Genomic DNA, 24,986 nt, shown 5'->3' on the forward strand with positions numbered 1-24,986 from the left:
GAGCATGGCGGCGACGCGGCACAGGTCTACTGCCCGCCGCTTCGTGAGGTCCGCCTGTCGCTTCATAGGTGTCGATCGTAGGGATGGACAGGCGGCCATGTCACCGGTGTGTCGTATTCTGAGACGCGATCGTCCGCGATGTGAGAACAAGGCAATGCCCGGGCCGTGTTCCCACGGTTCCCGGGCGGATGCAGCCGTCATTACAGCTGCCGTACGGACGGGGCGTCTCGCCCCTCGGACAGCGGCGCGGTCTCCCGCGGCCTGGGTGCCCGTTCCCCGCCCGTCCTACCCCGCGAGCTTGACGTTCGAACCCTTCACCGTGATCTCCACACCGCTCCTCGCCGCCTGCACCTTGTCGAGCTGGATGCCGCCGGGCAGCCCCTCGATCTTCTGCTGGAAGTCGGTGATGGCCCTAACGCGGTTCTCGGCGAGGTCGGCACCGCCGAAGGACGGCAGATTGTCCGCCTGCACCCGCACGGTGTCGCCCTTGGCGGTGACGGTGCTGAGCACGTCCACCGGCTTCGGCAGCTTGGTGCCGAACACCGTCGCCTCGACCGCGACCTTGATCTTGCCGTTGCCGCCGTCGGAGAGCCCGACGATGTTGGCCGTGACACCGGGGGCGACCTCGGTGGGCTCGGACTTGGCGGCCTTGAGCAGCTCGTCGTAGGTGACGGACGCCGTGCCGGTGGCGGTGGACGCGGTGGCGGAGCTGTAGTCGCCGGAGAACTCGACGCCCTTCATGTTCGCTTCGAGATCGTCGATACGGATCGTCCCGCCGTCCGTGCCGGTGTCCGCCTCGTAGTCCGCGATGCCGACCTGCACGTCGTCCAGCGCACCGCCGACGACCTGGGTGAGGAAGGGGAAGCCCTTGATGGAGACGTCCGGGGTGGTGTCCAGGTTCTCGCTGGTCTTCAGCTTGTCCGCGACCTCGCCCTCCGCGAAGTTGACCGCGACGCGGTCGGCGATCACGAAGAGGCCCCCGAATATCACGACAAGGATCAGAAGTATTCGAAGTGCGCGCATGCGGGTCCCCCAGGACGGCGATCGGACGACGGTCGGTTGACGACCGGGTGGCCGCCGAGCGTGAGGGTAACCCCGAGCCCGTAAGGGATCGGCAAATTGTCGATCTTTCGTGACAGGAGAGGCCCGGGCCGGGCCCGTCACGAGAGTGCCGGCCCAGCGCCCGTCACGAGAGCGTCAGCCCAGCGCCCGCCCCAGCAGGTACACCGCCGGTGCGGCCGCCGCCAGTGGCAGGGCGACTCCCGCCGTGAAGTGCACGAACCTGGACGGGTAGTCGTAGCTCGCCACCCGGTGCCCGATCAGCGCGCACACCGCCGCGCCCGCGCCCAGCAGCGCCCCCTTCGCGCCCAGGCCGGTCATCTGGCCGACCGCGATGCCCGCGCCCGCCGCGGCGAGCAGGGCGACGACCACGGAGGCCGGGGTCGGCAGGGGCAGCGCGCGGGCCAGGACGGCGACCGCCACCGCCGCCGCGCCGACCGTCACCGCGTCCGGCTCGGCCGCGAGGTGTCCGGCCGCGACGATGGACAGCGCCGCCGAGGCGACGGTCGCCATCAGGCCGTACATCCGCTCGTCCGCGTCGGCGTGCGAGCGCAGCTGGAGGACGAGGGAGAGCAGGACCCACACGCCGAGCGTGCCGAGGATCGCGGCGGGCCCGTTCTCCCGGCCGGCCACCAGCAGCGCGGCGTCCGCCACCAGCGCCCCGAGGAACGCCAGCGCGATGCCCTGGCGGGCGGGCCACATGCCGTTCAGCCGGAACCAGCCCGCGGCCGTGACCGCCTGGAGGACGACGAGGGGCACCACCAGGGCGTACGAGCCGACGGCCGCCGTACCGGAGAGCAGCAGACCGAGGAGCGCGGTGAGCGCGGCGGGCTGCATGCCGGGCTCGATGACCGGCGAGCGCCCCTCCTGCCTGGCCCGCTGGGCGTCGGTGACGCGGGCGTTGCCCGCGACGGTGGCGGGGCCGAACCCGGGACCCGGCTCCTCCGCGGCCGACGCGGACGTGCGCGGCTGTTCCTGTGCATGGGCGTGGGTGTTGCTGTTGGCGTGGGCCTGGACGCCGGGCACCTGCGGCTGCTGCGCCGCGGGGTACGCCTGCTGCCCGGGCGCCTGCTGCGGCAGATACGCCGTCTCGGCGGCCGACACCGGCTGGTGCACCTGGGTCTCCCAGGTCTGCCCCTGCCACTGCTGCGTGTACTGCTGGGCGGCCTGCGGATCCTCGTGGGCCTGCTGCCAGTACGGGTCGTAGCCCTGCGGGTCGTACCCCTGCTGTCCGTACTGCTGTTGCCCGTACTGCTGCTGCTCCCGCTGGTACTGCTGCTGCCCGTGCGGCTCCCCCTGGTACTGCTGCCGCCGTTGGTACTGCTGTCCTTCGTAGGGCCCTTGGTACGGCCCTTCGTAAGGGCCCTCGTACGGCTGGTCGGTCATCGTCACCCTCCTGCGAACGGCGGGAGCACCTCGACCGTGCCGCCGTCGGCCAGCCGTACCGTCTCATGTCCGCGGGTGCCCACGGGGTCACCGTCGATGAGGAACGAGCATCGGCGCAGGACACGCACGAGCTCGCCGGGGTGTCGCCCGCGCACGGCGTCGAGCGCCTCGGCGAGGGTGTCCGCGTCGAACAGTTCCTCGGCGATCCCGGCCGCGGCCTTCGCGGCGGCCCAGTAGCGCACCGTGACCTTTGCCATCCCGGTTCCTCAATCAATCGGCGGTGTACACGGTCAGGCTAGCCCGCCCGGCCGACAGCCCAGTCCCCGATGCGGTCCAGCAGGTCGTCCGTGGCCGCGTGTTCGGCGTGGCCCATGCCGGGCTCCAGCCAGAGTTCGCCGTGGTCGCCGGCGGCAGCGGCCAGCATGCGGGGGTGGTCGAGGGGGAAGTAGCCGTCCTGTTCGCCGTGCACGATCAGCAACGGCGTCGGCGCGATCCTCTCGACCGCCGCCACGGGCGACAGCGGCACCGGGTCCCACCCACGGTGGTGGATGCGCGTCCGGAATCCGTAGCGGCCCACCAGACGGCCCTCGGGACGGCTCACCAGCCAGTGCAGTCGGCGCATGGGGGCCGTGCCCCGGTAGTACCAGCGGGCCGGGGCGCTCACCGAGACCACCGCGTCCGTCGCCCCTCGAGCGTGCCCCTCGCGCACCGGCTCCTCCTTCGGGGGATTCGGGCCGTACAGCGCCGCGTGCCGCAGGGCCACCGAGCCGCCCATGGAGAACCCGACGGTGATCACCCGTGGGTGCCCGAGCGAACGGGCCCACTCGACCGCGGCGGCGAGGTCCAGCACCTCCCGGTCGCCCACCGTGGAGCGACCGCCGGAGGCGCCGTGGCCCCGGAAGGAGAACGTGACCACGGCGCCGTACCGCGCGAGCGCCGTGGCCACCCGCCGGACGTGCGGCCGGTCCACGTCGCCGGTGAAACCGTGCGCGATCACGAACACCGGGCCACCGGAAGGTGACGCCGAGGCGTCGTATACGACGTCCCCCGGGTCGTATACGGAATCGATCGTCACCCCGTCGACGGTGTACAGAAACGTACGCAAAGGTGTACGTCTGGTCGTCTCGGAGTGCGGACGATCGGTGGATCGCGCCACATGACCTGCCGGACCGGTACCCATGTGGGCTATTCTGCTGGGCAGAGGACTCGGGCAACGTAGCCCCCGGGTCCTTTTGTGCTTTCGGGAGCGTTGTATACGACGCGGGAAACCGCAGGTGTACGGGCCACCGGGATCGCAGCGAAGTGCCGCACCGCACACGTCCTCGCAGGGACCGAGGAGGAACCAGACATATGAGTTCTCTGCTGCTCCTGACCAATGCCCTCCAGCCGTCGACGGAGGTGCTTCCCGCTCTCGGTTTGCTGCTGCACAACGTGCGCGTGGCCCCGGCCGAGGGCCCCGCCCTCGTCGACACCCCGGGCGCCGACGTCATCCTGATCGACGGTCGCCGTGACCTGCCACAGGTCCGCAGCCTGTGCCAGCTGCTGCGCTCCACCGGGCCCGGCTGTCCGCTCATCCTCGTCGTGACCGAGGGCGGCCTCGCGGCCGTCACCGCCGACTGGGGCATCGACGACGTACTGCTCGACACCGCCGGTCCGGCGGAGGTCGAGGCCCGTCTGCGCCTGGCCATGGGCCGCCAGCAGATCGTCAACGACGACTCCCCCATGGAGATCCGCAACGGCGACCTGTCGGTCGACGAGGCGACCTACTCCGCCAAGCTCAAGGGCCGGGTCCTCGACCTCACCTTCAAGGAGTTCGAGCTCCTGAAGTACCTCGCCCAGCACCCGGGCCGCGTCTTCACGCGCGCACAGCTCCTCCAGGAGGTCTGGGGATACGACTACTTCGGCGGCACCCGGACGGTCGACGTCCACGTACGACGGCTGCGCGCCAAGCTCGGACCCGAGCACGAGTCGCTGATCGGGACCGTCCGGAACGTCGGTTATCGATTCGTTACTCCGGAGAAGGGCGAGCGCGCCACGGACGAGGCGAAGGCCAAGGCGGCCGCGGCAAAGCAGGACGATACGGATGAGACGGACGCTCTGGACGCCGCCGAGATCGCAGCCGAGGCGTAGCGGGCCCGTGGCCAGGTCATCACACGCGTACGCTCCCGCTCGGGCAGGCCTCCGCACGCCCTGCCCAGAGCGGGTCCATCCGCGTAGACTCCGCGCGTGGCCAAGGTAACCAGGGATGATGTGGCGCGGCTGGCAGGGACGTCCACTGCCGTCGTCAGTTATGTCATCAACAACGGACCCCGGCCGGTTGCCCCGGCCACGCGCGAGCGTGTCCTCGCCGCGATCAAGGAACTGAGCTACCGGCCCGACCGGGTCGCCCAGGCAATGGCGTCCCGGCGCACGGATCTCATAGGCCTGATCGTGCCGGACGCCCGCCAGCCCTTCTTCGGGGAGATGGCGCACGCGGTCGAACAGGCCGCGTCCGAGCGCGGCAAGATGGTGCTGGTCGGCAACTCCGACTACGTCGGCGAGCGCGAGGTCCACTACCTGCGTGCCTTCCTGGGCATGCGGGTCTCCGGCCTCATCCTCGTCAGCCACGCCTTGAACGACAACGCCGCCGCCGAGATCGACGCCTGGGACGCCCGGGTGGTGCTGCTGCACGAGCGGCCGGAGGCCATCGACGACGTCGCCGTCGTCACGGACGACCTCGGCGGCGCCCAGCTCGCCGTCCGCCACCTGCTGGAACACGGCTACGACTACGTCGCCTGCATGGGCGGCACCGCCGAGACCCCCGCCGTCGGCGACCCCGTCTCCGACCATGTCGAGGGCTGGCGGCGCGCGATGCAGGAAGCCGGGCTCCCCACCGAGGGCCGGGTCTTCGAGGCGCCGTACAACCGTTACGACGCCTACCGCGTGGCGCTCGACATCCTCTCCGGGCCGCAGCGGCCGCCCGCGATCTTCTGCTCCACCGACGACCAGGCCATCGGCGTGCTGCGCGCGGCGCGTGAGCTGCGGCTCGACGTGCCCGGCCAGCTGGCCGTGGCCGGCTTCGACGACATCAAGGAGGCGGCGCTGGCCGACCCGCCCCTGACGACGGTCGCGTCGGACCGCTCCGCCATGGCCCGGGCCGCCGTGGACCTCGTCCTCGACGACGGGCTGCGGGTGCCCGGCTCCCGGCAGGAGCGCCTGAAGCAGTTCCCGTCTCGGCTGGTGCTGCGCAGGTCCTGCGGCTGCGCGTGAGACCGCGCGCGCTTCACTAAGCAGCCCCACACGCTCCGAGACGCGTCTTTATATCGGGCGAACGAGGTTCTGCCGGGCTTCTCAGGGAGCGCTCAGGTGGCTCTCATGGTCGGCGGACAAGCTACGTGTCATGACCGAGAGCTTCCGCCGCAGCGGCGCGTACGAGAACCCCGAGAACTCCCAGGGTCACGGCGAGCAGGCCGCGTACCCCCAGCAGCAGTACTCCCCCTCCCCCGTGAACCCGGAGTGGCCGCCCCCGCCGAACCAGGCGCCGGGTCAGGTACAGGCTCAGGCACCGGCGCAGGGCCCGGCCCAGGCACCCGCGTCCGCCGGGTTCGCGACCGAGGGTGGGTACGGCGGCGGCGCGTACGGCGGTGGTGCGTACGACGGTGGGCACGGTGGTGACGGCGGTGGCGGCGGTGGCGGTACGGCCGTGATGACGGCGGTTCCGGCCGGGCCGGCGCCCGCCGCGGCCCCCAAGAAGCGCACCCGGGGTCCGCTCGCCCTGCTGGCCGCCGTGGCGATCGTCGCCGCGGCGATAGGCGGCGGGACCGCGTACGGCATCCAGGAGCTGACCGGCAACGACACGGCCACCTCCAGCAGCACCAGCACGACCGTGGTGCCGTCCTCCGCCAAGGGCACGGTCGCCGGGGTCGCCAAGGCGGTCAGCCCGAGCATCGTCGAGATCAACGCCACCTCGAACGCCGGCGAGTCCACCGGCTCCGGCGTGGTCATCACCGGCGACGGCGAGATCATCACCAACAACCACGTCATCTCCGGCGCCACCTCGATCAAGGCGAGCACCAGCGACGGCAGGACCTACACCGCGAAGGTCGTCGGCACCGACAGCAAGAAGGACCTGGCCCTGATCAAGCTGGAGAACGCCTCCGGCCTGAAGACGGCCACCCTCGGCGACTCCAGCGGCATCCAGGTCGGCGACACGGTCGTGGCGATCGGCTCCCCCGAGGGCCTGACCGGCACCGTCACCAGCGGCATCGTCTCCGCCCTGAACCGCGACGTCACCGTCTCCACGGACGAGAGCCAGCAACAACAGCAGCAGGGCGGCGGCAACGGCCAGTGGCCGTTCGAGTTCGGCGGCCGGGAGTTCAACGGCGACACCGGCTCGTCCACGACCACGTACAAGGCGCTCCAGACGGACGCCTCGCTCAACCCCGGCAACTCCGGCGGCGCCCTGATCGACATGAACGGCAACATCGTCGGGATCAACTCGGCGATGTACTCGGCTGCCTCCGGATCGTCCTCGTCCTCGTCCGTCGCGGGCAGCGTGGGCCTCGGATTCGCCATACCGATCAACACCGTCAAGGCCGACCTGGCCACCCTGCGGGCCGGCGGCTCCGACAACAACTGACCCCGCACCGCGTCCGTAGGGAGTACGTCATGATCCAGCAGGTTCCGCACACGGTGGTCGACACCGGCCCGGCCGGGTTCGCCCTGGCCCTCGAGGTGGCGTACGAGCTGCACGAGCCGCAGCCGCGGGCCCCGGAGGTGGCGCTCACCCACGGCACGGGTCGCCGCGCGACGGCCGCCGCACGCAGCCGGCGCCGCACGGTACGCGGCTGATCCCGCCCGACTCTTCCCACAGCACCAGCCGGGAACCGTGCGAGGCTGAAAGCGTTCATCCATGTCAGCCCCGTCGTTCCACCGCACCCGAGGAATCCACGCCCATGAGCCCCGCCGAAGGCGACCGTGACACCCAGCGCATCCTGATCGTCGACGACGAGCCGGCGGTACGCGAGGCACTCCAGCGCAGCCTCGCCTTCGAGGGCTACGACACTCAGGTCGCGGTCGACGGCGCGGACGCCCTGGAGAAGGCGACCGCGTACCAGCCCGACCTGCTGGTCCTGGACATCCAGATGCCGCGCATGGACGGTCTGACCGCCGCGCGGCGCATCCGCGGGGTCGGCGACACCACGCCGATCCTCATGCTCACGGCCCGCGACACGGTCGGCGACCGGGTCACCGGGCTCGACGCGGGCGCCGACGACTACCTGGTCAAGCCCTTCGAACTCGACGAACTCTTCGCCCGTGTCCGCGCGCTGCTGCGGCGCAGCTCGTACGCGGCGTCCCGAGCGGGTGTGGAGGAGGACGAGGCCCTCACCTTCGCCGACCTGCGCATGGACCTCGCGACGCGGGAGGTCACGCGGACCGGGCGGCCGGTGGAACTGACCCGGACCGAGTTCACGCTCCTGGAGATGTTCATGGCGCACCCGCGCCAGGTCCTCACGCGTGAGCAGATCCTGAAGGCGGTGTGGGGCTTCGACTTCGAGCCGTCGTCCAACTCGCTCGACGTGTACGTGATGTACCTGCGCCGCAAGACGGAGGCGGGCGGCGAGCCGCGGCTCGTGCACACGGTGCGGGGTGTGGGGTACGTGTTGCGACAGGGCGGCGCGGAGTGAGCAAGGTCGTCCGCAGGTTCCGTACGCTGCCGATCCGGTCCAGACTGGCGCTGCTGGTGGCGGCGGCGGTGGCGTTCGCGGTGGCGGCGGTGGCGGTGACCTGCTGGTTCATCGTGCAGGGGAAGTTGTACGACCAGGTCGACGCCGATCTGCAGAAGGGCGCCAAGCCCCAGCAACTCGGCGAGGTCCAACTCCTGCTCCGCGCGTGCCCGCAGGCTCCGCAGGCGGACAACGCCAGCGACCTCCGGGCCCACAACAGCGTGTACCTCCAACTGGTCGAGACCGACGGGAAGTCCTGCGTCTCCTCGAACTCCGAGGGCACGGTCGAGACCACCGACGCCGACAAGAACGTGATCAAGAACGCCGACCCGGAGCAGGGCACGTTCCGCAACGGCACCGACAAGGACGGCAACGCCGTACGCGTTCTGACCGTCCCCCTGCTGGTGAGCCAGGGACCCGGCTCCCCGCCGGTGCTCTACCCCGACACGGCTCTCCTCGTCGCGGTCCCCCTGAAGAACACCCAGTCCACCCTCAACGACCTCGCCCTGATCCTTCTCCTCGTCTCCGGTGTCGGCGTCCTCGGCGCCGGGGCTGCCGGTCTCGCGGTCGCCCGCGCCGGTCTGCGTCCGATCGACAAGCTCACCGAGGCCGTCGAACACGTCGCCCGCACCGAGGACCTGGGCATCCGCATCCCGGTCGACGAGGCCAGCGAGGACGAGGTGGCCCGCCTCTCCCACTCCTTCAACTCCATGACCTCCGCCCTCGCCAACTCCCGCGAACTCCAGCAACAGCTCATCGCGGACGCCGGTCACGAACTCCGCACCCCCCTCACCTCCCTCCGTACCAACATCGAACTCCTCACCCGCAGCGAGGAGACCGGCCGCCCCATCCCCGCTGCCGACCGCAAGGCCCTGCTCGCCTCGGTGAAGGCGCAGATGACCGAACTGGCCGCGCTGATCGGCGACTTGCAGGAGCTGTCCCGTTCGGAGGGGCAGCAGGGTGAGCGCGTCCAGGTGATCGCGCTGGAGGACACGGTCGAGTCGGCTCTGCGCCGCGCCCGGCTGCGGGGGCCCGAGCTGACCATCACGGCCGACCTCGAGCCCTGGTACGTCCGCTCGGAACCGGCCGCGCTGGAACGCGCGGTGGTCAACATCCTGGACAACGCGGTGAAGTTCAGCCCCGAGGGCGGAATCATCGAGGTGCGGCTGAACGAGGGGGTCCTGACGGTCCGCGACCACGGACCCGGCATTCCCGCCGAGGAACTCCCGCACGTCTTCGACCGCTTCTGGCGCTCACCGAGCGCCCGCGCGCTGCCGGGCTCGGGCCTGGGTCTGTCGATCGTGGCCCGCACGGTCCAGCAGGCGGGCGGCGAGGTGACGCTGGCCCGCGCGGAGGGGGGCGGCACGGTGGTCACGGTACGCATGCCGGGGGCGCCGGTGCCGCCGCCGGAGGTGCCGTGACCTGGCTCAGTGGCGCAGTGCGCGGAACACGATGTCGTACGTGTCCGTTGTCAGGACAGGCCCTTCGCCCCGTCGTTCACCGAAGGCTCCACCCACGCCTGCCAGTCGGCGCTGTCCGCGATGGCGGTGAGCTGGGCCAGGGTCAGGGGCGGGGCGGTGACGTCCGCGGGGCCGCGCTTGGTGTCCGTGCTGTTGGACGTGACCACGACGATCCGGGTGCCGTCCTTGCGGAGGAGGTCGGCGGTGCGGCGGGTCAGCGGGCCGGACTTCTCCTCGTAGCTGATCAGGACGGAGCCGTCGTCGAGGTTGCGTGCCTGGCAGGAGGACATGGTGGCCTTGGCGTCCGTCCGGGCCGCGCAGGAGTAGAAGGTCTGGAGTTCCGCCCTGGTCGCGGGGCGGATCTTCTTCTCCGACGTCGACTTCGACTCCGGCTCCGACCCTGCGGCCTCCTTCGCCGCCGCGGACTTGTCCGGTGCCGTACGTCCGGTCTTGTCCTGCTCCTGCTCCCGCTGCCCGGACTTCCCGGCCGCCTCGCGTGCCGCGTCCTTGTCGAGAGCGTCGAACGCGGTGAGCTGGAAGGCGCCTTGGACGCTGACCGTCGTCTCCGCCCGGCCCTGAACGAGCAGCCGCCCCCCGGCGCTGACCGAGTCCGCGCCCTCCTTGCCGTCCCACCACCGGTATCCGCTGGTCGCGGGCTTGCCGGGCAGCAGGTCCCGCAGGGTCGCGACGGCCGCCTTGCCGGTGACCGCGACCTTGCCCGCCGGTGCCGACGTCTGGGCTGCCGCCAGTGAGAAGTCCGGGATGGTCACGGTGGCGTCGGCGGCCTGGTTGTCCTTGCCGCCGCCCGTACCGTCCGGGATCACCCCGGCCAGGACCGCGCCGCCCGCGAGTCCCGTCGCCACAGTGAACACGGCCGCTCCCCACAGGGTCTGCCTGCGCCTCCGCAGCCGGCGGCCGCGAGCGAGTCCTCCGCTCACCAAATCTGTTGCCGGAGTGGGCAGTTCGTCGGCGTACGCGTCGAGCATGCTCCCCAGGCGCGGGCCGAACTCCCGCTCGTCCCGCTCCATCTGCCCCATGTTCTCCATGAGCTTCCAGCCCTTCCCCACCGAAGTGGTGCCGCGGCGATGATGTGATACCGGTCAGCGACCGGCGAGAACGTCGTGCTCGCCGCCCAGCGACGTACGAAGCGTCGACAGTGCCCGCATGCTGCGGATACGCACGTTTCCGGCGCTCAGGCCGAGTTCCGCCGCGGTCTGCGCGACGCTTCTGTCCTCCCAGTAACGCAGCACCACCACGGCCCGGTCCTGCGGCGACAACAACGCCAGCGCCTGCGTCAGCGCGAGCCGCAGGGCCGGGTCGTGGGTGGTGGCCGGCTGCTCCGGCAGCTCGCCCACGGGTCTCTCGTACGTCCGATGCAGCCGGACATGCGAGAGATACGTGCGCATCAGGATGGTGCGCACATAGGCGTGCGGGCTGTCGGCCTTGCGGACCCGGCTCCAGGAGACGAACGCCTTGCCCAGGGTGGTCTGCACCAGGTCCTCCGCGAGATGCCAGTCACCGCAGACCAGCAGCGCGGCACGGAAGAGACGGGGGCTCACGGCCTGCATGAAGGCCTCGATCTCTTCCGACCGGTGTGACGACCTGGCCATGTAGGTACCCCTCCCAGTAACGCGTCCGCGCTCACATGCCTATGACGCTCCACGCCTCCGGTTCTGTTACGCCCGCGGACAAGAAACCGCCAACTGGAAACCGCCGACTGGAAACCGCGGACGAAAAAGCAGGCTCCCCCGGACAAGGGGGAGCCCACCACACCGCTTCGTCGGTCGCGCTACCTGCGGAGCGCCTCGGCCGGTTGGATCCGTGACGCCCGCCAGGCCGGATAGAGGCCGGCGACCAGACCGGTGACCAGTCCGATGACCGGAGCCGCCGCGACCGTCGTGGGATGCACGACGGGAGTCCAGTCCCGGGCGATGGCGACCCCCACCACTGTCAGGGTGCCGAGGCTGGTGCCTATCAGCCCCCCGAGCGCTCCCAGCGAACCGGACTCGGCGAGGAACTGGACGGTGATGTGCCCGCCCCGCGCGCCCAGTGCCCGCCGCAACCCGATCTCCCCGGTGCGCTCCAGCACCGCGACCAGGGTGGTGTTGGCGATGCCCACCGCGCCGATCACCAGGCAGATCGCCGCCAGCAGCAGGAAGAGCTGCTGGAGGTCGGACGTCACGTTCCCGCGCAGGGTCTTGGGGTCGGGCGGGGGCACCGCCTTGAAGTACTCGGGGTGATCCGGACGCAGCGCGGTGGGCGCCAGCCTCGCCACCTGCTGCGCGGCACCGATCTTCGTGGAGACCAGCATCTTGGCGCCGCCCGCGGCCGGTTCGCCCCACATCTTCTCCGCCGTGGAACGCGGCACGACGACGGACAGGAGCAGATCGGCCTTGCGTTCCACGTCGTCGATGATCCCGACGACGGTGAACGGCTGCTCGCCGATGAACAGCGCCGGGCGCGTCCGCAGAGTGGTGATGCCCAGCCGGGCGGCCATCCCGGAACCGATCATGACCACGGGCTGAGCGGTCCGTTCCGCGTAGGCGTCGTAGACCCTGCCCTGCGCCACATGGGGTACGGCCGCCTCTACGGCGCCCGGTGACGCGGCGACGATGTTGGACCGCTCACCCGTCGACGCGTCGCCGACCGGCGAGGAACTGATGGTGGCGTCGGTGTCGCGGGTGTCGACCGTCCAGTAGACGCCGGCGTGCTCGACCCCGCCGAGCCGTTGTACGCGCGCGTCGGCGTCCTTGGGGAAGGCCAGGGGCACGAACTCGTTCTGCTCGAGGCCGATGTCCTCGACATTGACCTCGGTGGCGGTCAGTACGTTGAACCGGGCGTCGATCTGGGACGACGTGGTGGCGGTCAGACCGAGGATCGCCACGAAGGTGCCGACGCCCAGGACGGTACCGAGGGCGGTCAGCGCGGACCGGGCCGGACGCTGCAGCATGCCGGCCATCGACTCGCCGATCAGGTCCCGGGGCGCGAAGACGGAGGGCTCGACGGTCGTCGTCTCTTGGCGACGCCGGGTGGGGAAGGTGAGCCGTCGGGGCCTGCGATGGTTCACACCGTCACCTGCTCGCGCAGGACGCCGTCGCGGATGGTGACCGTACGCACGCCGCGTTCGGCCACGGCCGGGTCGTGGGTGATGACGAGGACGGTCATCCCCAGGGCGTGCAGGTGCTCCAGCAGGCCGAGGACGGAATCGGCGTTGCGGCTGTCCAGGTTGCCCGTCGGCTCGTCGCACAGGAGCAGCGAGGGCCGGGACACCAGCGCCCGGGCTATCGCCACGCGCTGCCGCTCACCACCGGACAACCGGGTGGGCAGGGCGTCCAGCCGGTGTCCGAGGCCGACCTGCTCCAGGGCGTCCTGGGCGCGTTGCCTGCGTTCCGCCCTGGGGGCGCCGTTGTAGACCATGGCCAGCTGGACGTTCTCCCGGGCGCTGCGGTGCGGCAGCAGATGGAAGGACTGGAACACGAAGCCGATACGGCGTCCACGCAGGGCCGTGCGGTCCCCGTCCTTCAGCTTTCCGGTGTCGATGCCGTCCAGGAGGTACGTCCCCTCGGTCGGGGCGTCCAGCAGGCCCGCGATGTTCAGGAACGTCGACTTCCCCGAGCCGGAGGGGCCGATCACCGTCACGAACTCGCCCTGCTCGATGACCAGGTCGCAGGGCCGGAAGGCCGGCACGGGCGGGGGGCCGGGGTAGGTCAGGCCGACCTGCCGGAACTCGATCACCGGGGGGCCGACGGGCGTACCGGGGGCGCTCACTTGTCGCCCTTCGCGGTGCGGTCGACGCCGGTGACGACCTCGTCACCCTCGGCCAGTCGCGCGCCGGCGACCGGTTTGACCTCCACGTACCCGTCGCCGGTGGTGCCGGTCGTCACTTCCACCCGGCGCTGTTTGTCCCCGGCCTCCTGGACGGTGACCACGGTCTTGCCGTCGGCCCCGGCGGTGATCGCGGTGACGGGGACGACGAGTGCCTTGCCCTTGGTCGACGCGGCCTCGACGGTCAGCCGGACGTCCTGGCCCACGGTGTTCGACGGCAGTGCCTTCTCGGGTTCGACGACCACGAGATAGCCCTGCGTCTGGGCCGCCGCGCCGCCGGCGCCCTCGGCGGCCCCGCCGTTCTGAGCCGGATCGCCGGTGGTCTGCTCCTGCCCGGTGTCCATGGTGTCCGCCACCGAACGGACCGAGGCGGTGACCTTGACGCCCGTCGTCTCCGACAGGATCTCGACCTTCTGGCCGACCCTGACGAGCCCCTTCTGGGACTCCTGGAGATAGCCGTTGACCGCGAGCTTGCCGGCGGAGACGGTCATCACCTTCCCGGTGGCCGCGGAGCCGAGCACAGCGTTGACGCTGTCCACCCGGGCCGGGAAGCCGGAGAGGTAGACGACCTCGGACGCGGGCAGCATGGGTCCGGCCGCCACCTGTGCCTCGGTGAGCCTGGTGCGGGCGCGTTCCAGATCCTGCGCGGCCCGGTCGACGGCCTTGCGGGTGTCCCCGTTCGGGGTCTTCACGCGGGCGTCCTCGGCGTCCTGCCAGGCACGTTCGGCGGCGGTCACGGCGTCCTGCGCACCTTGGACGGCGGTGGTGCCGTCCTCCTGCGCGGACACCGGGTTGTAGCCGATCGACGCGTAGAACGCGGTCAGCGCGGACTTGGTGCCGGCCCCGAAGGTGCCGCGCGTGTCGCTGCCCGTGCCGTGTCCCAACCCGGCGAGCGCGGACTGGAGTTGGGCGACGTCGTCGCCGGTGGAACCCGGCTTGAGGTCACGGTAGACGGGGACCCGTCCCTTCAGCGCGAAGACCGGGCGGCCGGAGACCTCGACGAGCACCTGGCCCGCCTTGATCTCCGTGCCCACCTTCTTCGGGGCCTTGGTGACGACCGCGCCGGTCGTTCCCTCACCGCCGGCGCCGGAGGGGGAGACGTCCACGGACTGGCCCGCCACCACCGTGCCGCGGATGATGACGGAGTCCTTGAGCACCCGGTTCTCCACCGGCGCCGTCAGGATGTCCTCCGGCGGCGGCTCGGCCTCGGCCGCGGCCTGTGCCGGTGACTTCACGACGAACGAGGCGGCGATGCCGGCGCCGGTCAGCAGCACCGCGGCCACCGCCACCGCCGCCACCCACCTGCGCTTCTGCGCCAAGCCGGAATCCGCGGCCCGGGAGGGCTCACCGGACCGGTCGGACTCACCAGGCCGGTCGGACTCACCGGACGGGGCGAACTCACCGGGCCGGGCCAACTCCCCGGACGGCGCGAACTCACCGGACCGGTCGAATCCCGGCGTAGGGACGGACTGTTTGGGTTCGGACACTGCGCCTCTCCGGGCCGAGTGGTTTTCTACCTGGACGCGTTGCGGGCCGCCCGGCGTTACAGAACCTCGGCCATCAACTTCAACTGCTTGTCCTTCGTCTTCCTGACCTCGGCGAGCGCCTCGGCGTTCTGCTCGATCATCTGCTCCTGGTAGGCGACGTCCACGGCGAACCAGGTACCGACGACGTTGTACTTCGCCTTGCAGGCGACGTCGGCGGCGGCGACCTGCTTCTCCTTGGCCGTGGCGAGGGCAGCCTGCTGCCACTGCGGGTCGTCGTTGGCCTTCATCGGGTCCGCGTACGTGTAGCCCTTCTCCTTCATGCAGGCGGACCACTTCCCGAAGACGGCCTTCACCCGCGAGTCCTCGTAGGACTTGGCCCAGCTGTCGGTGTTGACCTTGTCGGCGATCGGCGGGGCGCCGTCCTCGGCGGGCTGGTCGGGCGAGTAGCCCAGTTTGGTCTTCGCCTCACCGATGCATCCGCCGACCGGAACCTTCTGGCCGTTGTAGTCCTGGCCGCCCTTGGCGGCGGCGGACCCCGGCTTCACATCCGGGTCGTTGGTGCCGTTGAGCACCATGGCGGCCGCCGGGGCCAACTCCTGGGGCTTCGGCTTGCCGACCGCCTTCTCCGAGCCCGGCGGCTTGTATCCGTGGCCGGCCACGTCGTCGCCGTCGGTGGGGCCGTAGCGAAGCTGGGTGAGGCTCTTGGGTTCAAAGACGGCCGCCTGATCGGGGACCTGGTAGGAAATGCCGAACCTGGACATGCACCGTTCCCTGAGGACGAGTTCGGCCCGCAGGATCTGCTTGCCCTCCTCGGGGCTGAGCAGGTACGCCTCGATCGGGAGGGACTTGTCCGTCACCGAGACCAGCTTCGGGATCGAGGAGACGTCGGGTGCGCCCGCGCCCGGGGCCGGCTTGTCCTCGTCCCCGGATCCGGAGTCGGAGGAACCGCAGCCCGCGATCCCGGACAGCACCACGGCGGCGCACAGAACGGTCAGCGGGGCGGTGAAGCGACGGGTACGCATCGTGATGCTCATCCTTGGTTGGCTGGTCCAGTGCTGGTGACGGGGGCCGCTGGCTGGTGCCGTGGCAGGCAATGTTTGTGCCTGCCACGGCACTAGAATCCGGGCGCGGGGGTGCGCTGCCCAGCTGCATTGGGCAGCGCACCCCTTGCCTGTTGCGGTGACGTGGGCCTGGGCCCGTGTCGTGCGGCGGACTAGCGGTAGAACTTGCCGGACGCGTTGTCGTTCTTGAGATCGCCGTTCAGGTTCGCCGCGCCGCCGGCCGGGATCCCCTGGGAGGCGCCGCCGTAGTTGCTGTTGAAGTACTGGCGGATGCCCCAGTCGAAGTCCCAGTTGTCCACCGAGGCGGTGTTGTTCTTCACCGCCACGCCGGCGCCGGCACTGCCGGCCGCACTGGCGCTGAAGTAGTAACCGGCGTAGTTGGGGATGTCGAAGTACTGGCGGTAGAAGGCCCCCTTGAAGTCGCTGTTGTAGTACAGGCAGGCGTAGCCCGTCGTGCAGTACTCGGCGGCACTGGCGGAGCCGGCCGTGCCGAGGGAGACACCGAAGCCGGCCAGAGCGACAGCTCCGGCGGTGGCCAGGGTTCTGATGCGCATGAAGTTCCCTTCGTAGGTTCATGCCGACATGACGCTCCGGACCCCGCGGCGCGTTACAAAGACCGTGGCGTCCGCTGCGACCGGAACGTACATAGCCCGAACGTCTGACCGAAAGGCGATAAACGGGGGTGACCAGAAGCCGCCCTCTGTCACCTTTTTCCTGACGCGGAGTCACCCGGCCGTCACTGATCCGCTGGCCAGCGCAACGGAACACGGATAAGGGGAAGGCGGGAGAAGCCGGGTCAAATATCCCTGATATCGGAAAAAGGCGGAATTACCAGGACGGTGGAACATATAATTCCACCCCATGTTCCCCAGCAAGCTTGGCCGGTTTCACCCACCACGCCCCCGACCGACGCCCGCGCATGCGGGGCCCGCGGCACGTAAGGTGCCCGGATGATCGCGGTACCGGAGACGTTCGTACGCGGCACGGTCGAGCGGGAGGGAGCGGCCGGGGAGACCTGGCTGGCCGAACTGCCGGGCGTGGTGGAGGAGTTGCTGGGTCGCTGGGCGTGCGTGCCCGACGGCGAGGTCACCCATGGGGGCGTCGGCCTGATCGCCCCGGTACGGCGGCGTGGTTCGGGCACCGCCGCCGTACTGAAGGTGTCGTTCCCGCATCCCGGCAACGTGCACGAGCCGGACGCGTTCGCCGCGTGGGGCGGGCAGGGTGCCGTCCTGCTGTACGAGCGGGACGACGACCGGTTCGCGATGTTGCTGGAGCGGGCCGGCACGCGGACGCTGGCGGAGGTCGAGGCCGGTGACGAGGACGTGATCGTCGGTGTGGCGGGGCGTCTCAGTCGCCGGCTGGCCCTGCCCGCGCCGACCGGAGGGCCGCCGCTGCCACGGCTGCGGGAGCGGGCCGAGGTCTGGGAGGAGGAACTGCGCAGGGACGCGGGCGAGTTGGAGCACGAGCTGCCGGAACGGGTGCTCGACGCCGCCCTGGCGACCGTCCGCGAGCTGGGCCCGGCGCAGCCGGACCTCCTGGTCCACGGCGACCTGCACGCCCGGAACATCCTGTGCGCCGACCGGGAGCCCTGGCTGGCCGTCGATCCCAAGGGCTGTGTGGGAGACCCGGCGTACGACGGCGGCACCCTGCTCAAGTCGCGGGCCCTGGCGCTGCTGGAGGCGGACGACCTGGGCAAGGCCGTGCATCGCGCCCTGGACGTGTTCGCGGAGGCGGCGGAACTCGACCGGGAACGGGTCAGGCGCTGGGCCCAGTTCCACGCGGTGCAGGCCGCGTTCCACGGGCGTCGGCACGGGTTCCGGGTGGCCCGGGGCGGGGCACGGCTGGACTGGATCATCCGGTTCGCGGACGAGTTGGCGCACTTCCTCACGCAGCCCTCGTGGTAGCTGAGCTCACGCGGCCCTCGCCGACCCGTCGCTGAGCCCCGCCGGGCCCGCCCGCCCGGATCGCGACGGGATCCCGGCAACGTTTCCGTCATCGGCTGCGACTGCCACGTGTCGGTACCCGCCCCCCACTTGATCGGAACCAGCCGTGAGCGAAACCCGCAGCAGGACCCGCCACCGCAGAAGGAAGACGGCGCTGGCGGTGACTCTCCCCCTCGCCCTGACCGCCGCAGGGACCATGGCGTTCGGCACTGACCTCGGTGTCTTCGGCGCGGACGCACAGTCGACGGCGTCCGCCGCCACGGCCGCCCCCGCCTGGGCCACCGCCACCGCCGACGGCTTCGCCTCCGTCAACGCGCTGGGCCAGAGCGGCACCTACGGCGGCCGGGACGGCAAGACCGTCACCGTCAAGACCCTCGCCGACCTGGAGAAGTACGCGACCGCGCCCGAGCCGTACGTGATCGTCGTCGCCGCGGCCATCACCATGGACCCGGTCGGGAAAGAGATCAAGGTCCAGTCGGACAAGACCATCGTCGGCGCCGGCACCTCCGGGCACATCGTCGGCGGCGGATTCTTCCTCGGCCAGGGCGTGCACAACGTCATCATCCGCAACCTGACGATCCGGGACGCCTACCAGGGCGTGTGGAACGACAAGGAGCACGACTTCGACGCCATCCAGATGGACGGCGCCCACCATGTCTGGATCGACCACAACGACCTGCGGCACATGGCCGACGGACTCATCGACAGCCGCAAGGACACCACGTACCTGACGGTCTCCTGGAACAAACTCAGCCAGGAGAACAAGGCGTTCGGCATCGGCTGGACCGACAACGTCACCGCGGACATGACGATCCACCACAACTGGATCCGCGAGACGGAGCAACGCAATCCCTCCACGGACAACGTCGCCCACGCGCACCTCTACAACAACTACCTGGAGGACGAGGCGGGCACCTCCATCACCTCCTCCTACGGCAACTACTCGCGCGGCAGGACGAACATGGTCCTGGAGAACTCCTACTTCCAGGGCCTGAAGAACCCGGTGACCCGCGACGACACGGCCACCGTCGTGCAGCGCGGCAACGTGTTCTCCGGCACGAGCGGCGACAACGAGAGCGGCGGCCCCGGCGCCGCGTGGGACCCGAAGAAGTACTACGCGTACACGCTGGACAAGGCCGCCGCCGTCCCGGCGCTCCTCAAGTCGGGTGTGGGCCCCCGCACTTCCATCGGTACGACGGCCACGACGGCCACGACGGGCGGGACGACCAGGACGGCCAAGACGAAGGCAGCCGCGGCCACCACCCTCACCGTCGCCAAGGACGGCAGCGGGCAGTACTCGACGGTCCAGGCCGCCGTGAACGCCGTACCCGTGAACAACCCCTCCCGCGTGGTGATCGCCGTCAAGCCGGGCACGTACCGCGAGCTGGTCAAGGTCCCGTCCAACAAGCCGCACGTCACCATCCAGGGCACCGGCGGCAGCCGCAAGGACACCACGATCGTCTACAACAACGCGTCGGGCACCCCCAAGCCCGGCGGAGGCACGTACGGCACCGGCGGCAGCGCCAGCGTCGCCGTCGACGCGGACGACTTCCAGGCCCGCAACCTGACCATCTCCAACGACTTCGACGAGGCCGCCCACCAGGACATCGCCAACCAGGCGGTCGCCCTGCGCACCTCCGCCGACAAGGTGTTCCTCGACGGCGTCATCGTCAGCGGCGACCAGGACACCCTGCTGGTGGACACCGCGTCCAAGGACAAGCTGGGACGCGTCTACATCGCCAACTCCTACGTCATCGGCAACACCGACTTCATCTTCGGCCGCGCCACGGCGGTGATCGACAAGTCCGTCATCACCCTGAAGAAGCGCTGGAACGGCACCTCGGCCGGCTACGTCACGGCCCCCAGCACGGCCGCGAACCGCAAGGGCATCCTGATCGCCAACTCCACGGTGAGCGGTGACGTGTCCGACCGGAGCTTCTTCCTCGGCCGCAACTGGCACGCGGGCGGCGACGCCACCCTCGACCCGCAGACCACCGTCCGCAACACCTCCCTCAGCGCCGCGATCAAGACCACCCCCTGGTCCGACATGGGCGGCTTCCCCTGGAAGGACGACCGCTTCGCCGAGTACAAGAACACCGGCTCGGGCTCGGGCGCCGCGAGCTCCGACCGCCCCCAGCTGACCGACGCCCAGGCCACCGGCCAGGAGGTCGCCGACTGGCTGGGCGACTGGACGCCCACGGCTTCCTGACGCACGGCCTGCTCCCCCGGTCGTCCCCGACCCACCCCTCCCCGACACCGCGCCTTCCCGACCCCGACGCCCAACCGACTCCCATCGCTTGACACCCATCGCTCCCCCGGCGACCCGCGATCGATCTAGGCTTGGGCCGGATCATGGAGTCGGGGAACGACGGGGGAGCGGGACAGTGCGAATAGAGCGGCACCGGGTCGGGGAGGCGGCCGTCGCGGCGGTCCGCGATGATTTCGTCAACCGGATCGGCTCGCAGGTGCGGTCGATGTCGAAGGCCGGTCCGGTGACCTCGTACGAGTGGTGGCTGCTCGCCGAGGAGTTCGTCGAGTACCTGGGCGCGCTCTCCGTCGAGACGCCCGATCTGCACACGCCGGAGGCGAAGGCGGTGCTGGAGGACGCCGTGGAGGCCGCCGCCGGAGCGGTGGCGTACGCGGCGTACTTCCCGAACAACCACTTCCAGGTCTTTCTCAACTACGTGAACTGGGGCATGGTCTACGACCCCGAGTCCGAGGGCAGCCCGGAGTCGGTCGGCGCCGGCCAGTGGCTGGACGCGTTCTGCCTGTCCGTCCTCGGTGCCAAGGCCGAATGGCACGGCGAGGCCTTCCACTTCGCCCGCGAGGCCCCGCAGCAGGGCCGGGCCGGGCGGCCCGACACCGAGCTGATCAACGGCTTCATGGCGTACGTCATCGGCGACACCGGGGACGACGACGCGAACTACCCGCCCTCCCGCGAGGAGAAGCTCGCCGCGATCGACGCGGCGATCGCCCGGATCCGGGCCCTGGAGGCGGAGACCGCCGAGAACCTGGTCGACCATCCGCACAGCCTCGGTCTGCAGGCCCTGCGCGCGCTGACCGCGGGCGACCGGGAGGCGTTCGGTTCTGCGGTGGTACGACTGCTGCTGCCGCTCGCCGACCTCCCCCGCCCGGGCGCGCGTCCGGGCAGCCTGCTGCCGCTGCTGCCGCTCGCGCTGACGGCGCTGGCGTACCGCCGCGAAGGCTGGCCGTCCCCCGTCGACTCCGGGTATCTGCCGCACGCCCTGGTCACCGGTTTCGAGACGCCGCCACCGAGAGTGGGGGCGTACGGCCGTGACCGACGCCCGGACGCGGTCGCCGAACTCACCCTAGGCGTGGTGGAGTTGGAGCGGCCGGTGGATCCGCAGCCGCTGAGCCCGGAGAGCGAGGCCCAGTTCGAGCGGTACACCCGGGAGGCCTTCACCCCGGTGCCGGGGGAGCCGCTCGCCGCCTGGGAGCTGGCGCACGCCGTCACGGACCAGGAGATCCTCTTCAAGACCCGCGCCTCGCACTCCGCCGACGCGACCGACCTCCAGTTCGGCAACCTGCGGCTCGCCGCCGAGCTGGGCGCCGCGCTCTTCCGTACGACGCTGGCGGAGCCCGGCACCGAGGTCGAGGTGACGATCGACGGGACGACCGTCACGTATCCCGCCTGCCGTGACGAGGACGCCGGGCCGGGCGCCTGGCACCGGGCGGTGAACCTCGCCCTGATCACGGGCCGTCGCGAGGACCTGGCGCCGCTGGTCCTCGCGGGCCCGACCTGTGTCTCCTCCGACGGGTCCGCCTTCGCCTCGTACCGGCAGGCCCTGCACGACTACCTGCGCGGCGAGGATCCCGAACCCGCCACCGACCAGGCACTGCTGGACTGCGCGAAGGCCCAGAACCACGCGTTCCTGCCGCCCCCGGCGGTCCTGTTCTCCCAGCTCGTCGAAGGCGACGAGGAGACCTTCAACCTGGCCCTCCTCGACGCCCTCGAAGCCCACCGCGACCACCACCGCATCGCCGACCGCGCCACCGACTGCGACGCCGCGATCAACCTCGACATCCTGGCCCTCGTCTGCCACGCCCGCCGCCGCGGCTGGCAGATCAGAGTCACGTCCCCGTACCTGCCGGCCCGGATCCTGGAGGCGGCGGAGCCGTTCTAGAAGGCCTGACTGTCAGTCGGTGAGCGCTGCGTCGACGAGGGCCTTGATGTACGGGAGGTCACTGCCGGTCCCCGTCGGGTTCAGGGAGTACACCACGCGGTGCCTGAGGCCGCGGGTGGCGAAGACCCCGTTGTCCCAGCCGGGGCGAGAACCGGTCTTGCCCCAGGCGTACTCGCCGTTCGGGAGCTGGTGGCGCATGAGCCCGCCGACGCTGTAGCAGGCCGCCTGGCCCACGCAGTTCGTGTTGTCGGCGGCGCTCCGCACGTCCGGCACCTCGAACACCAGCCTCTGCTGTGCCGACGGGAGCAGGCGGCCCCGGAACAGCGCGGTGAGGAAGCGGTCCAGGTCGGCGGCGGTGGAGATCATGCCGCCCTCGGCCCACGGATACGGGCTCTGCTCGGTCACGTCCTGCCCGTCGAGGTACACCTCCGCGTGGGGCGAGGGGATCGTCGGGTCGTCGGCGGCAGGCAGGCTGGTGTGGCGCAGGCGCAGCGGCCGGATGATCCTGTGCTCCAGTTCCCTGGTGAAGGAGTGGCCGGTGACCTTCTCGACGATCAGGCCGAGGACCAGGGAGTTGAGCCCGTTGTACTGCTGCTCGGAGAGGGTCGAGGGCGGCACGTCGGTGGCTGCGGCGAACGAGTCGCGCAGGAAGTCTTGGGGTTGCACGGACTTGAGCTGCCATCCGGGTCCGTCGGCCGGGCCGGGGGTCGGTGCGGGCCTGGGCAGGCCGCTCGTGTGGTCGAGGAGTTGGCGCACGGTGACGCGGTCGTACGCCTCGGGCAGCACCGCGGGAACGTACCGTCGCGCCGGTGTGTCCAGGCCGATCCGGTGCTCGGCGACGAGTTGGAGGACCACCGTGTTGGTGAACACCTTGGTCACACTGCCGATCCGGACATACGCGTCAGCGGAGACAGGGCCGACCGCGGCGCCCACGCCGTCCCGTCTGACCAGCGCGCCCGCGACGACGTCGTCCGGCAGGTGGTCGAGGATGTCCTGGACAGCCGGGTCGGCGGCCGCCGGGGCGCCGGAAGCAGGCGTGGCGGCGGCTGCGGGCAGAGCCGCGCCGGCGGTGAGAGCGGTGGCCAGGGCGAGGGTGGTGAGGGCGAGGCGGATACGCATCAGGGTTCTCCGGAATGGCGCGGACGGGGACTTGTTGACCACGTCAACTCTGCTGCGTGCAGCCGCCCTTCGCCCATCAGTGATCACCCTGAGCAGCACCCTGAACTGCCCCTGAGAGATGCGACCGCGACGCCCTACTCGCCCTTGATCCGCGCCACGAACGCCGACCAGGAGACGGCCGCGAAGACCAGCGGAGGGGCAGCGGGGGTCTTGCTGTCACGGACGGGGACGAGACCGGCGTAGCCGCCCGCCTCGCGACGACGACGCCGGGCCGGGCACCTGGCACCGCGCGGTGAACCCATCCCGCATCACGGTCCGCCGGGAGGACCTGGCACCGCTGGTCCTCGCGGCCCGTGTGCGCGGCCGTCATGCCCTATCGGCGCGGCTCTTCAGGTGTTCGTCGACCTGCTTGAGCCGATGCCAGGCGGCAAGGTCGGTGCCGTCGCCGAGGCCGTAGTGCAGCGAGGGGCGGGCAGCCGGCCCGAGCTGGAGGGGCGCCACGCCTGGTAGAGCTGCGCTGGCGTGGCCGATGCCGAGATCGGCCACGGCATCGGGGCCGAAGGTGACAGAGACTGGGACCGGTGGTGGTTCGAAGTGGGCGGGCACCGTCAAGTCGGCGCGGGCTGACCGCAGTTCGGTGACCATCGTCGCCAGGTTGTGCCCGGTTGCAAGAGCCTCGGCCAGACCGGGGAGTGAGTCCATCGGCGGGGTCTCGCCGTTGGTGTAGCCGAGGGCGAGGGTGATGTGCTCTTCGACTCCGGCTCGAGTGTGGACGATGCGCATGGTGGCGATCGCCGGGCGGTCGGGGGCACCTGCGACGACCAGCCAGGTGGGCTGGGCCTGACGGGCGCGCGTGCGGGCCAGATCGGTCAACTGCCGCTGCGACCATGGGACGTTGACTGGCTCGGCGGTGGCCCAACCAGCGGGCGATGATCCGGTGAGGATCTGCCAGGCATGGTCCACTGCCCCACCGAGGCGGATGCCCTCGCCCGCGGGGTGGATCGTGCGCAAGGAAAGGAGCAACTGTCTCTCGCCGCCCACAACAGGTGCCGGCTGGAAGGCGTCCGCGATCCGCGGGCCGCCCCCGACGCCGGGGATGAAATGCCCGTCGTGCCAGCGGAGTACGGCTCCGGAGAGTCCGTCGTAGTAGCCGTTATCGGGGTCATGGACGACCCAGCGTGCGGGGAGTCGCTCCAGCACAGTGCGGGTGGGCAGGGTGAGCCGAGTGCCGGGTGGCGTGATGATGTTCAGTTCGCGTCCGGTCCCGATGGTGGTGCGCACGACATCGGTCAGCCATGTCGTGGCGGCCACCAGCGGGCGGTCATGGAGCACGATGGCGGCCTTGTCGGTGAGGGCGTCGATACCCGTTGAGTCGGCCGTCGCTTTGGCTGCGGCTGTGGCTGCGGCGGGAACGGACACGACATCGGTGTGGGCGGCGTCCCGTGGCCATGTGGCGCCACCGAGCAGGGCGACCAGCCGCCCGGCAACGGACCCGGCCAGCCGTCCCGCACCCTCTGTCCCTGTCGACGCTCGCGCCTCGGTCCACCACACCGGCGCGTCGGCCCGGACGCCGGACCCGAGCAGCCGGGCCACCTCACCCGGCACCTGGAGGTAGCGGGGCGCCTCGACCGACACCAGGGTCTGCCCGTCGTCCGAGCACAACTGGACGACGGCTCCGTCACCCGCCCGGTTCACGCGCAGGCCAGGGCCGCCTGCGTGCAGCGCGGCCAGCAGCGTCTGAGTGTCCGGCATCTGCGGGGTGAGGGCGATGACGTCCTGGGGCATATGTGGAGCTT

General features: G+C 70.8%; 23 protein-coding genes. 9 read left to right on the forward strand and 14 right to left on the reverse strand.

Features of this window, described 5'->3' with window-relative positions:
* Positions 1–285 precede the first annotated feature (285 nt).
* The 4 genes from OHA64_RS22355 to OHA64_RS22370 all read right to left on the reverse strand — a co-directional run bounded on the left by OHA64_RS22355 (position 286) and on the right by OHA64_RS22370 (position 3,625).
* Positions 286–1,023: a DUF2993 domain-containing protein gene (locus OHA64_RS22355; RefSeq protein ID WP_405615755.1), complete on the reverse strand. Its 738-nt coding sequence runs from the start codon at positions 1,021–1,023 to the stop codon at positions 286–288.
* Between the two features lie 174 nt (positions 1,024–1,197).
* Positions 1,198–2,445: a hypothetical protein gene (locus OHA64_RS22360; RefSeq protein ID WP_405615757.1), complete on the reverse strand. Its 1,248-nt coding sequence runs from the start codon at positions 2,443–2,445 to the stop codon at positions 1,198–1,200.
* A 2-nt stretch (positions 2,446–2,447) separates the two neighbouring features.
* A complete protein-coding gene (locus OHA64_RS22365; protein WP_405615759.1) occupies positions 2,448–2,702 on the reverse strand; it encodes a MoaD/ThiS family protein in 255 nt (84 codons plus the stop codon).
* 38 nt (positions 2,703–2,740) lie between these two features.
* Positions 2,741–3,625, reverse strand: a complete 885-nt coding sequence (locus OHA64_RS22370; protein ID WP_405615761.1) for an alpha/beta hydrolase — start codon at positions 3,623–3,625, stop codon at positions 2,741–2,743.
* 170 nt (positions 3,626–3,795) lie between these two features.
* On the opposite strand from OHA64_RS22370, the gene OHA64_RS22375 reads away from it, so the two are divergent.
* From OHA64_RS22375 to OHA64_RS22400, 6 genes are all read left to right on the forward strand, one after another.
* On the forward strand, positions 3,796–4,575 hold the full coding sequence (locus OHA64_RS22375) for a winged-helix domain-containing protein (RefSeq protein ID WP_405615763.1): 780 nt from the start codon (positions 3,796–3,798) through the stop codon (positions 4,573–4,575).
* 96 nt (positions 4,576–4,671) lie between these two features.
* Positions 4,672–5,694, forward strand: a complete 1,023-nt coding sequence (locus OHA64_RS22380; protein ID WP_405615765.1) for a LacI family DNA-binding transcriptional regulator — start codon at positions 4,672–4,674, stop codon at positions 5,692–5,694.
* 130 nt (positions 5,695–5,824) lie between these two features.
* Positions 5,825–7,063, forward strand: a complete 1,239-nt coding sequence (locus OHA64_RS22385) for a S1C family serine protease (protein WP_405615767.1) — start codon at positions 5,825–5,827, stop codon at positions 7,061–7,063.
* 29 nt (positions 7,064–7,092) lie between these two features.
* Complete coding sequence (locus OHA64_RS22390; protein WP_405615770.1) at positions 7,093–7,275, forward strand: hypothetical protein; 183 nt, start codon at positions 7,093–7,095, stop codon at positions 7,273–7,275.
* Between the two features lie 104 nt (positions 7,276–7,379).
* The gene (locus tag OHA64_RS22395) at positions 7,380–8,111 is read left to right on the forward strand and encodes a response regulator transcription factor (RefSeq protein WP_405615772.1); all 732 of its coding nucleotides are present in this window, start codon (positions 7,380–7,382) and stop codon (positions 8,109–8,111) included.
* Positions 8,108–9,571, forward strand: a complete 1,464-nt coding sequence (locus OHA64_RS22400; RefSeq protein ID WP_405615774.1) for a sensor histidine kinase — start codon at positions 8,108–8,110, stop codon at positions 9,569–9,571. Before OHA64_RS22395 ends, OHA64_RS22400 begins: the two co-directional genes overlap by 4 nt.
* Before the next feature lie 50 nt (positions 9,572–9,621).
* Here OHA64_RS22400 and OHA64_RS22405 read toward each other — a convergent pair whose 3' ends face one another.
* From OHA64_RS22405 to OHA64_RS22435, 7 genes are all read right to left on the reverse strand, one after another.
* On the reverse strand, positions 9,622–10,656 hold the full coding sequence (locus OHA64_RS22405) for a hypothetical protein (protein ID WP_405615776.1): 1,035 nt from the start codon (positions 10,654–10,656) through the stop codon (positions 9,622–9,624).
* Positions 10,657–10,710: 54 nt separating this feature from the next.
* The gene (locus OHA64_RS22410; protein ID WP_405615778.1) at positions 10,711–11,220 is read right to left on the reverse strand and encodes a SigE family RNA polymerase sigma factor; all 510 of its coding nucleotides are present in this window, start codon (positions 11,218–11,220) and stop codon (positions 10,711–10,713) included.
* Positions 11,221–11,399: 179 nt separating this feature from the next.
* Positions 11,400–12,569 carry an ABC transporter permease gene (locus tag OHA64_RS22415; RefSeq protein WP_405624053.1) on the reverse strand — a complete coding sequence of 390 codons (1,170 nt, stop codon included), beginning with the start codon at positions 12,567–12,569 and terminating at the stop codon, positions 11,400–11,402.
* A 104-nt stretch (positions 12,570–12,673) separates the two neighbouring features.
* Entirely contained in the window at positions 12,674–13,378 is a 705-nt protein-coding gene (locus OHA64_RS22420; protein WP_405615780.1) for an ABC transporter ATP-binding protein, read from the reverse strand.
* Positions 13,375–14,922: a peptidoglycan-binding protein gene (locus tag OHA64_RS22425; RefSeq protein WP_405615782.1), complete on the reverse strand. Its 1,548-nt coding sequence runs from the start codon at positions 14,920–14,922 to the stop codon at positions 13,375–13,377. Before OHA64_RS22425 ends, OHA64_RS22420 begins: the two co-directional genes overlap by 4 nt.
* Before the next feature lie 56 nt (positions 14,923–14,978).
* On the reverse strand, positions 14,979–15,944 hold the full coding sequence (locus OHA64_RS22430) for a hypothetical protein (RefSeq protein WP_405615784.1): 966 nt from the start codon (positions 15,942–15,944) through the stop codon (positions 14,979–14,981).
* A 191-nt stretch (positions 15,945–16,135) separates the two neighbouring features.
* Complete coding sequence (locus tag OHA64_RS22435; protein ID WP_405615786.1) at positions 16,136–16,537, reverse strand: hypothetical protein; 402 nt, start codon at positions 16,535–16,537, stop codon at positions 16,136–16,138.
* A gap of 396 nt (positions 16,538–16,933) precedes the next feature.
* Here OHA64_RS22435 and OHA64_RS22440 point away from each other — a divergent pair, with 396 nt between their 5' ends.
* The 3 genes from OHA64_RS22440 to OHA64_RS22450 all read left to right on the forward strand — a co-directional run bounded on the left by OHA64_RS22440 (position 16,934) and on the right by OHA64_RS22450 (position 22,071).
* A complete protein-coding gene (locus tag OHA64_RS22440; RefSeq protein WP_405615788.1) occupies positions 16,934–17,887 on the forward strand; it encodes an aminoglycoside phosphotransferase family protein in 954 nt (317 codons plus the stop codon).
* Between the two features lie 145 nt (positions 17,888–18,032).
* Positions 18,033–20,135 carry a pectinesterase family protein gene (locus OHA64_RS22445; RefSeq protein WP_405615790.1) on the forward strand — a complete coding sequence of 701 codons (2,103 nt, stop codon included), beginning with the start codon at positions 18,033–18,035 and terminating at the stop codon, positions 20,133–20,135.
* Between the two features lie 175 nt (positions 20,136–20,310).
* Positions 20,311–22,071 carry an Imm49 family immunity protein gene (locus tag OHA64_RS22450; RefSeq protein ID WP_405615792.1) on the forward strand — a complete coding sequence of 587 codons (1,761 nt, stop codon included), beginning with the start codon at positions 20,311–20,313 and terminating at the stop codon, positions 22,069–22,071.
* A 12-nt stretch (positions 22,072–22,083) separates the two neighbouring features.
* Here the strand turns inward: OHA64_RS22450 and OHA64_RS22455 are convergent, their stop codons facing one another.
* From OHA64_RS22455 to OHA64_RS22465, 3 genes are all read right to left on the reverse strand, one after another.
* Complete coding sequence (locus tag OHA64_RS22455) at positions 22,084–23,190, reverse strand: serine hydrolase domain-containing protein (RefSeq protein WP_405615794.1); 1,107 nt, start codon at positions 23,188–23,190, stop codon at positions 22,084–22,086.
* Positions 23,191–23,324: 134 nt separating this feature from the next.
* Positions 23,325–23,492 carry a DUF397 domain-containing protein gene (locus OHA64_RS22460; RefSeq protein ID WP_405615796.1) on the reverse strand — a complete coding sequence of 56 codons (168 nt, stop codon included), beginning with the start codon at positions 23,490–23,492 and terminating at the stop codon, positions 23,325–23,327.
* A gap of 64 nt (positions 23,493–23,556) precedes the next feature.
* On the reverse strand, positions 23,557–24,975 hold the full coding sequence (locus OHA64_RS22465; RefSeq protein ID WP_405615798.1) for a DUF6177 family protein: 1,419 nt from the start codon (positions 24,973–24,975) through the stop codon (positions 23,557–23,559).
* Positions 24,976–24,986 lie beyond the last annotated feature (11 nt).

Origin of the sequence: Streptomyces sp. NBC_00076 (assembly GCF_045041235.1) — a bacterium.
Taxonomy (GTDB): Bacteria; Actinomycetota; Actinomycetes; order Streptomycetales; family Streptomycetaceae; genus Streptomyces.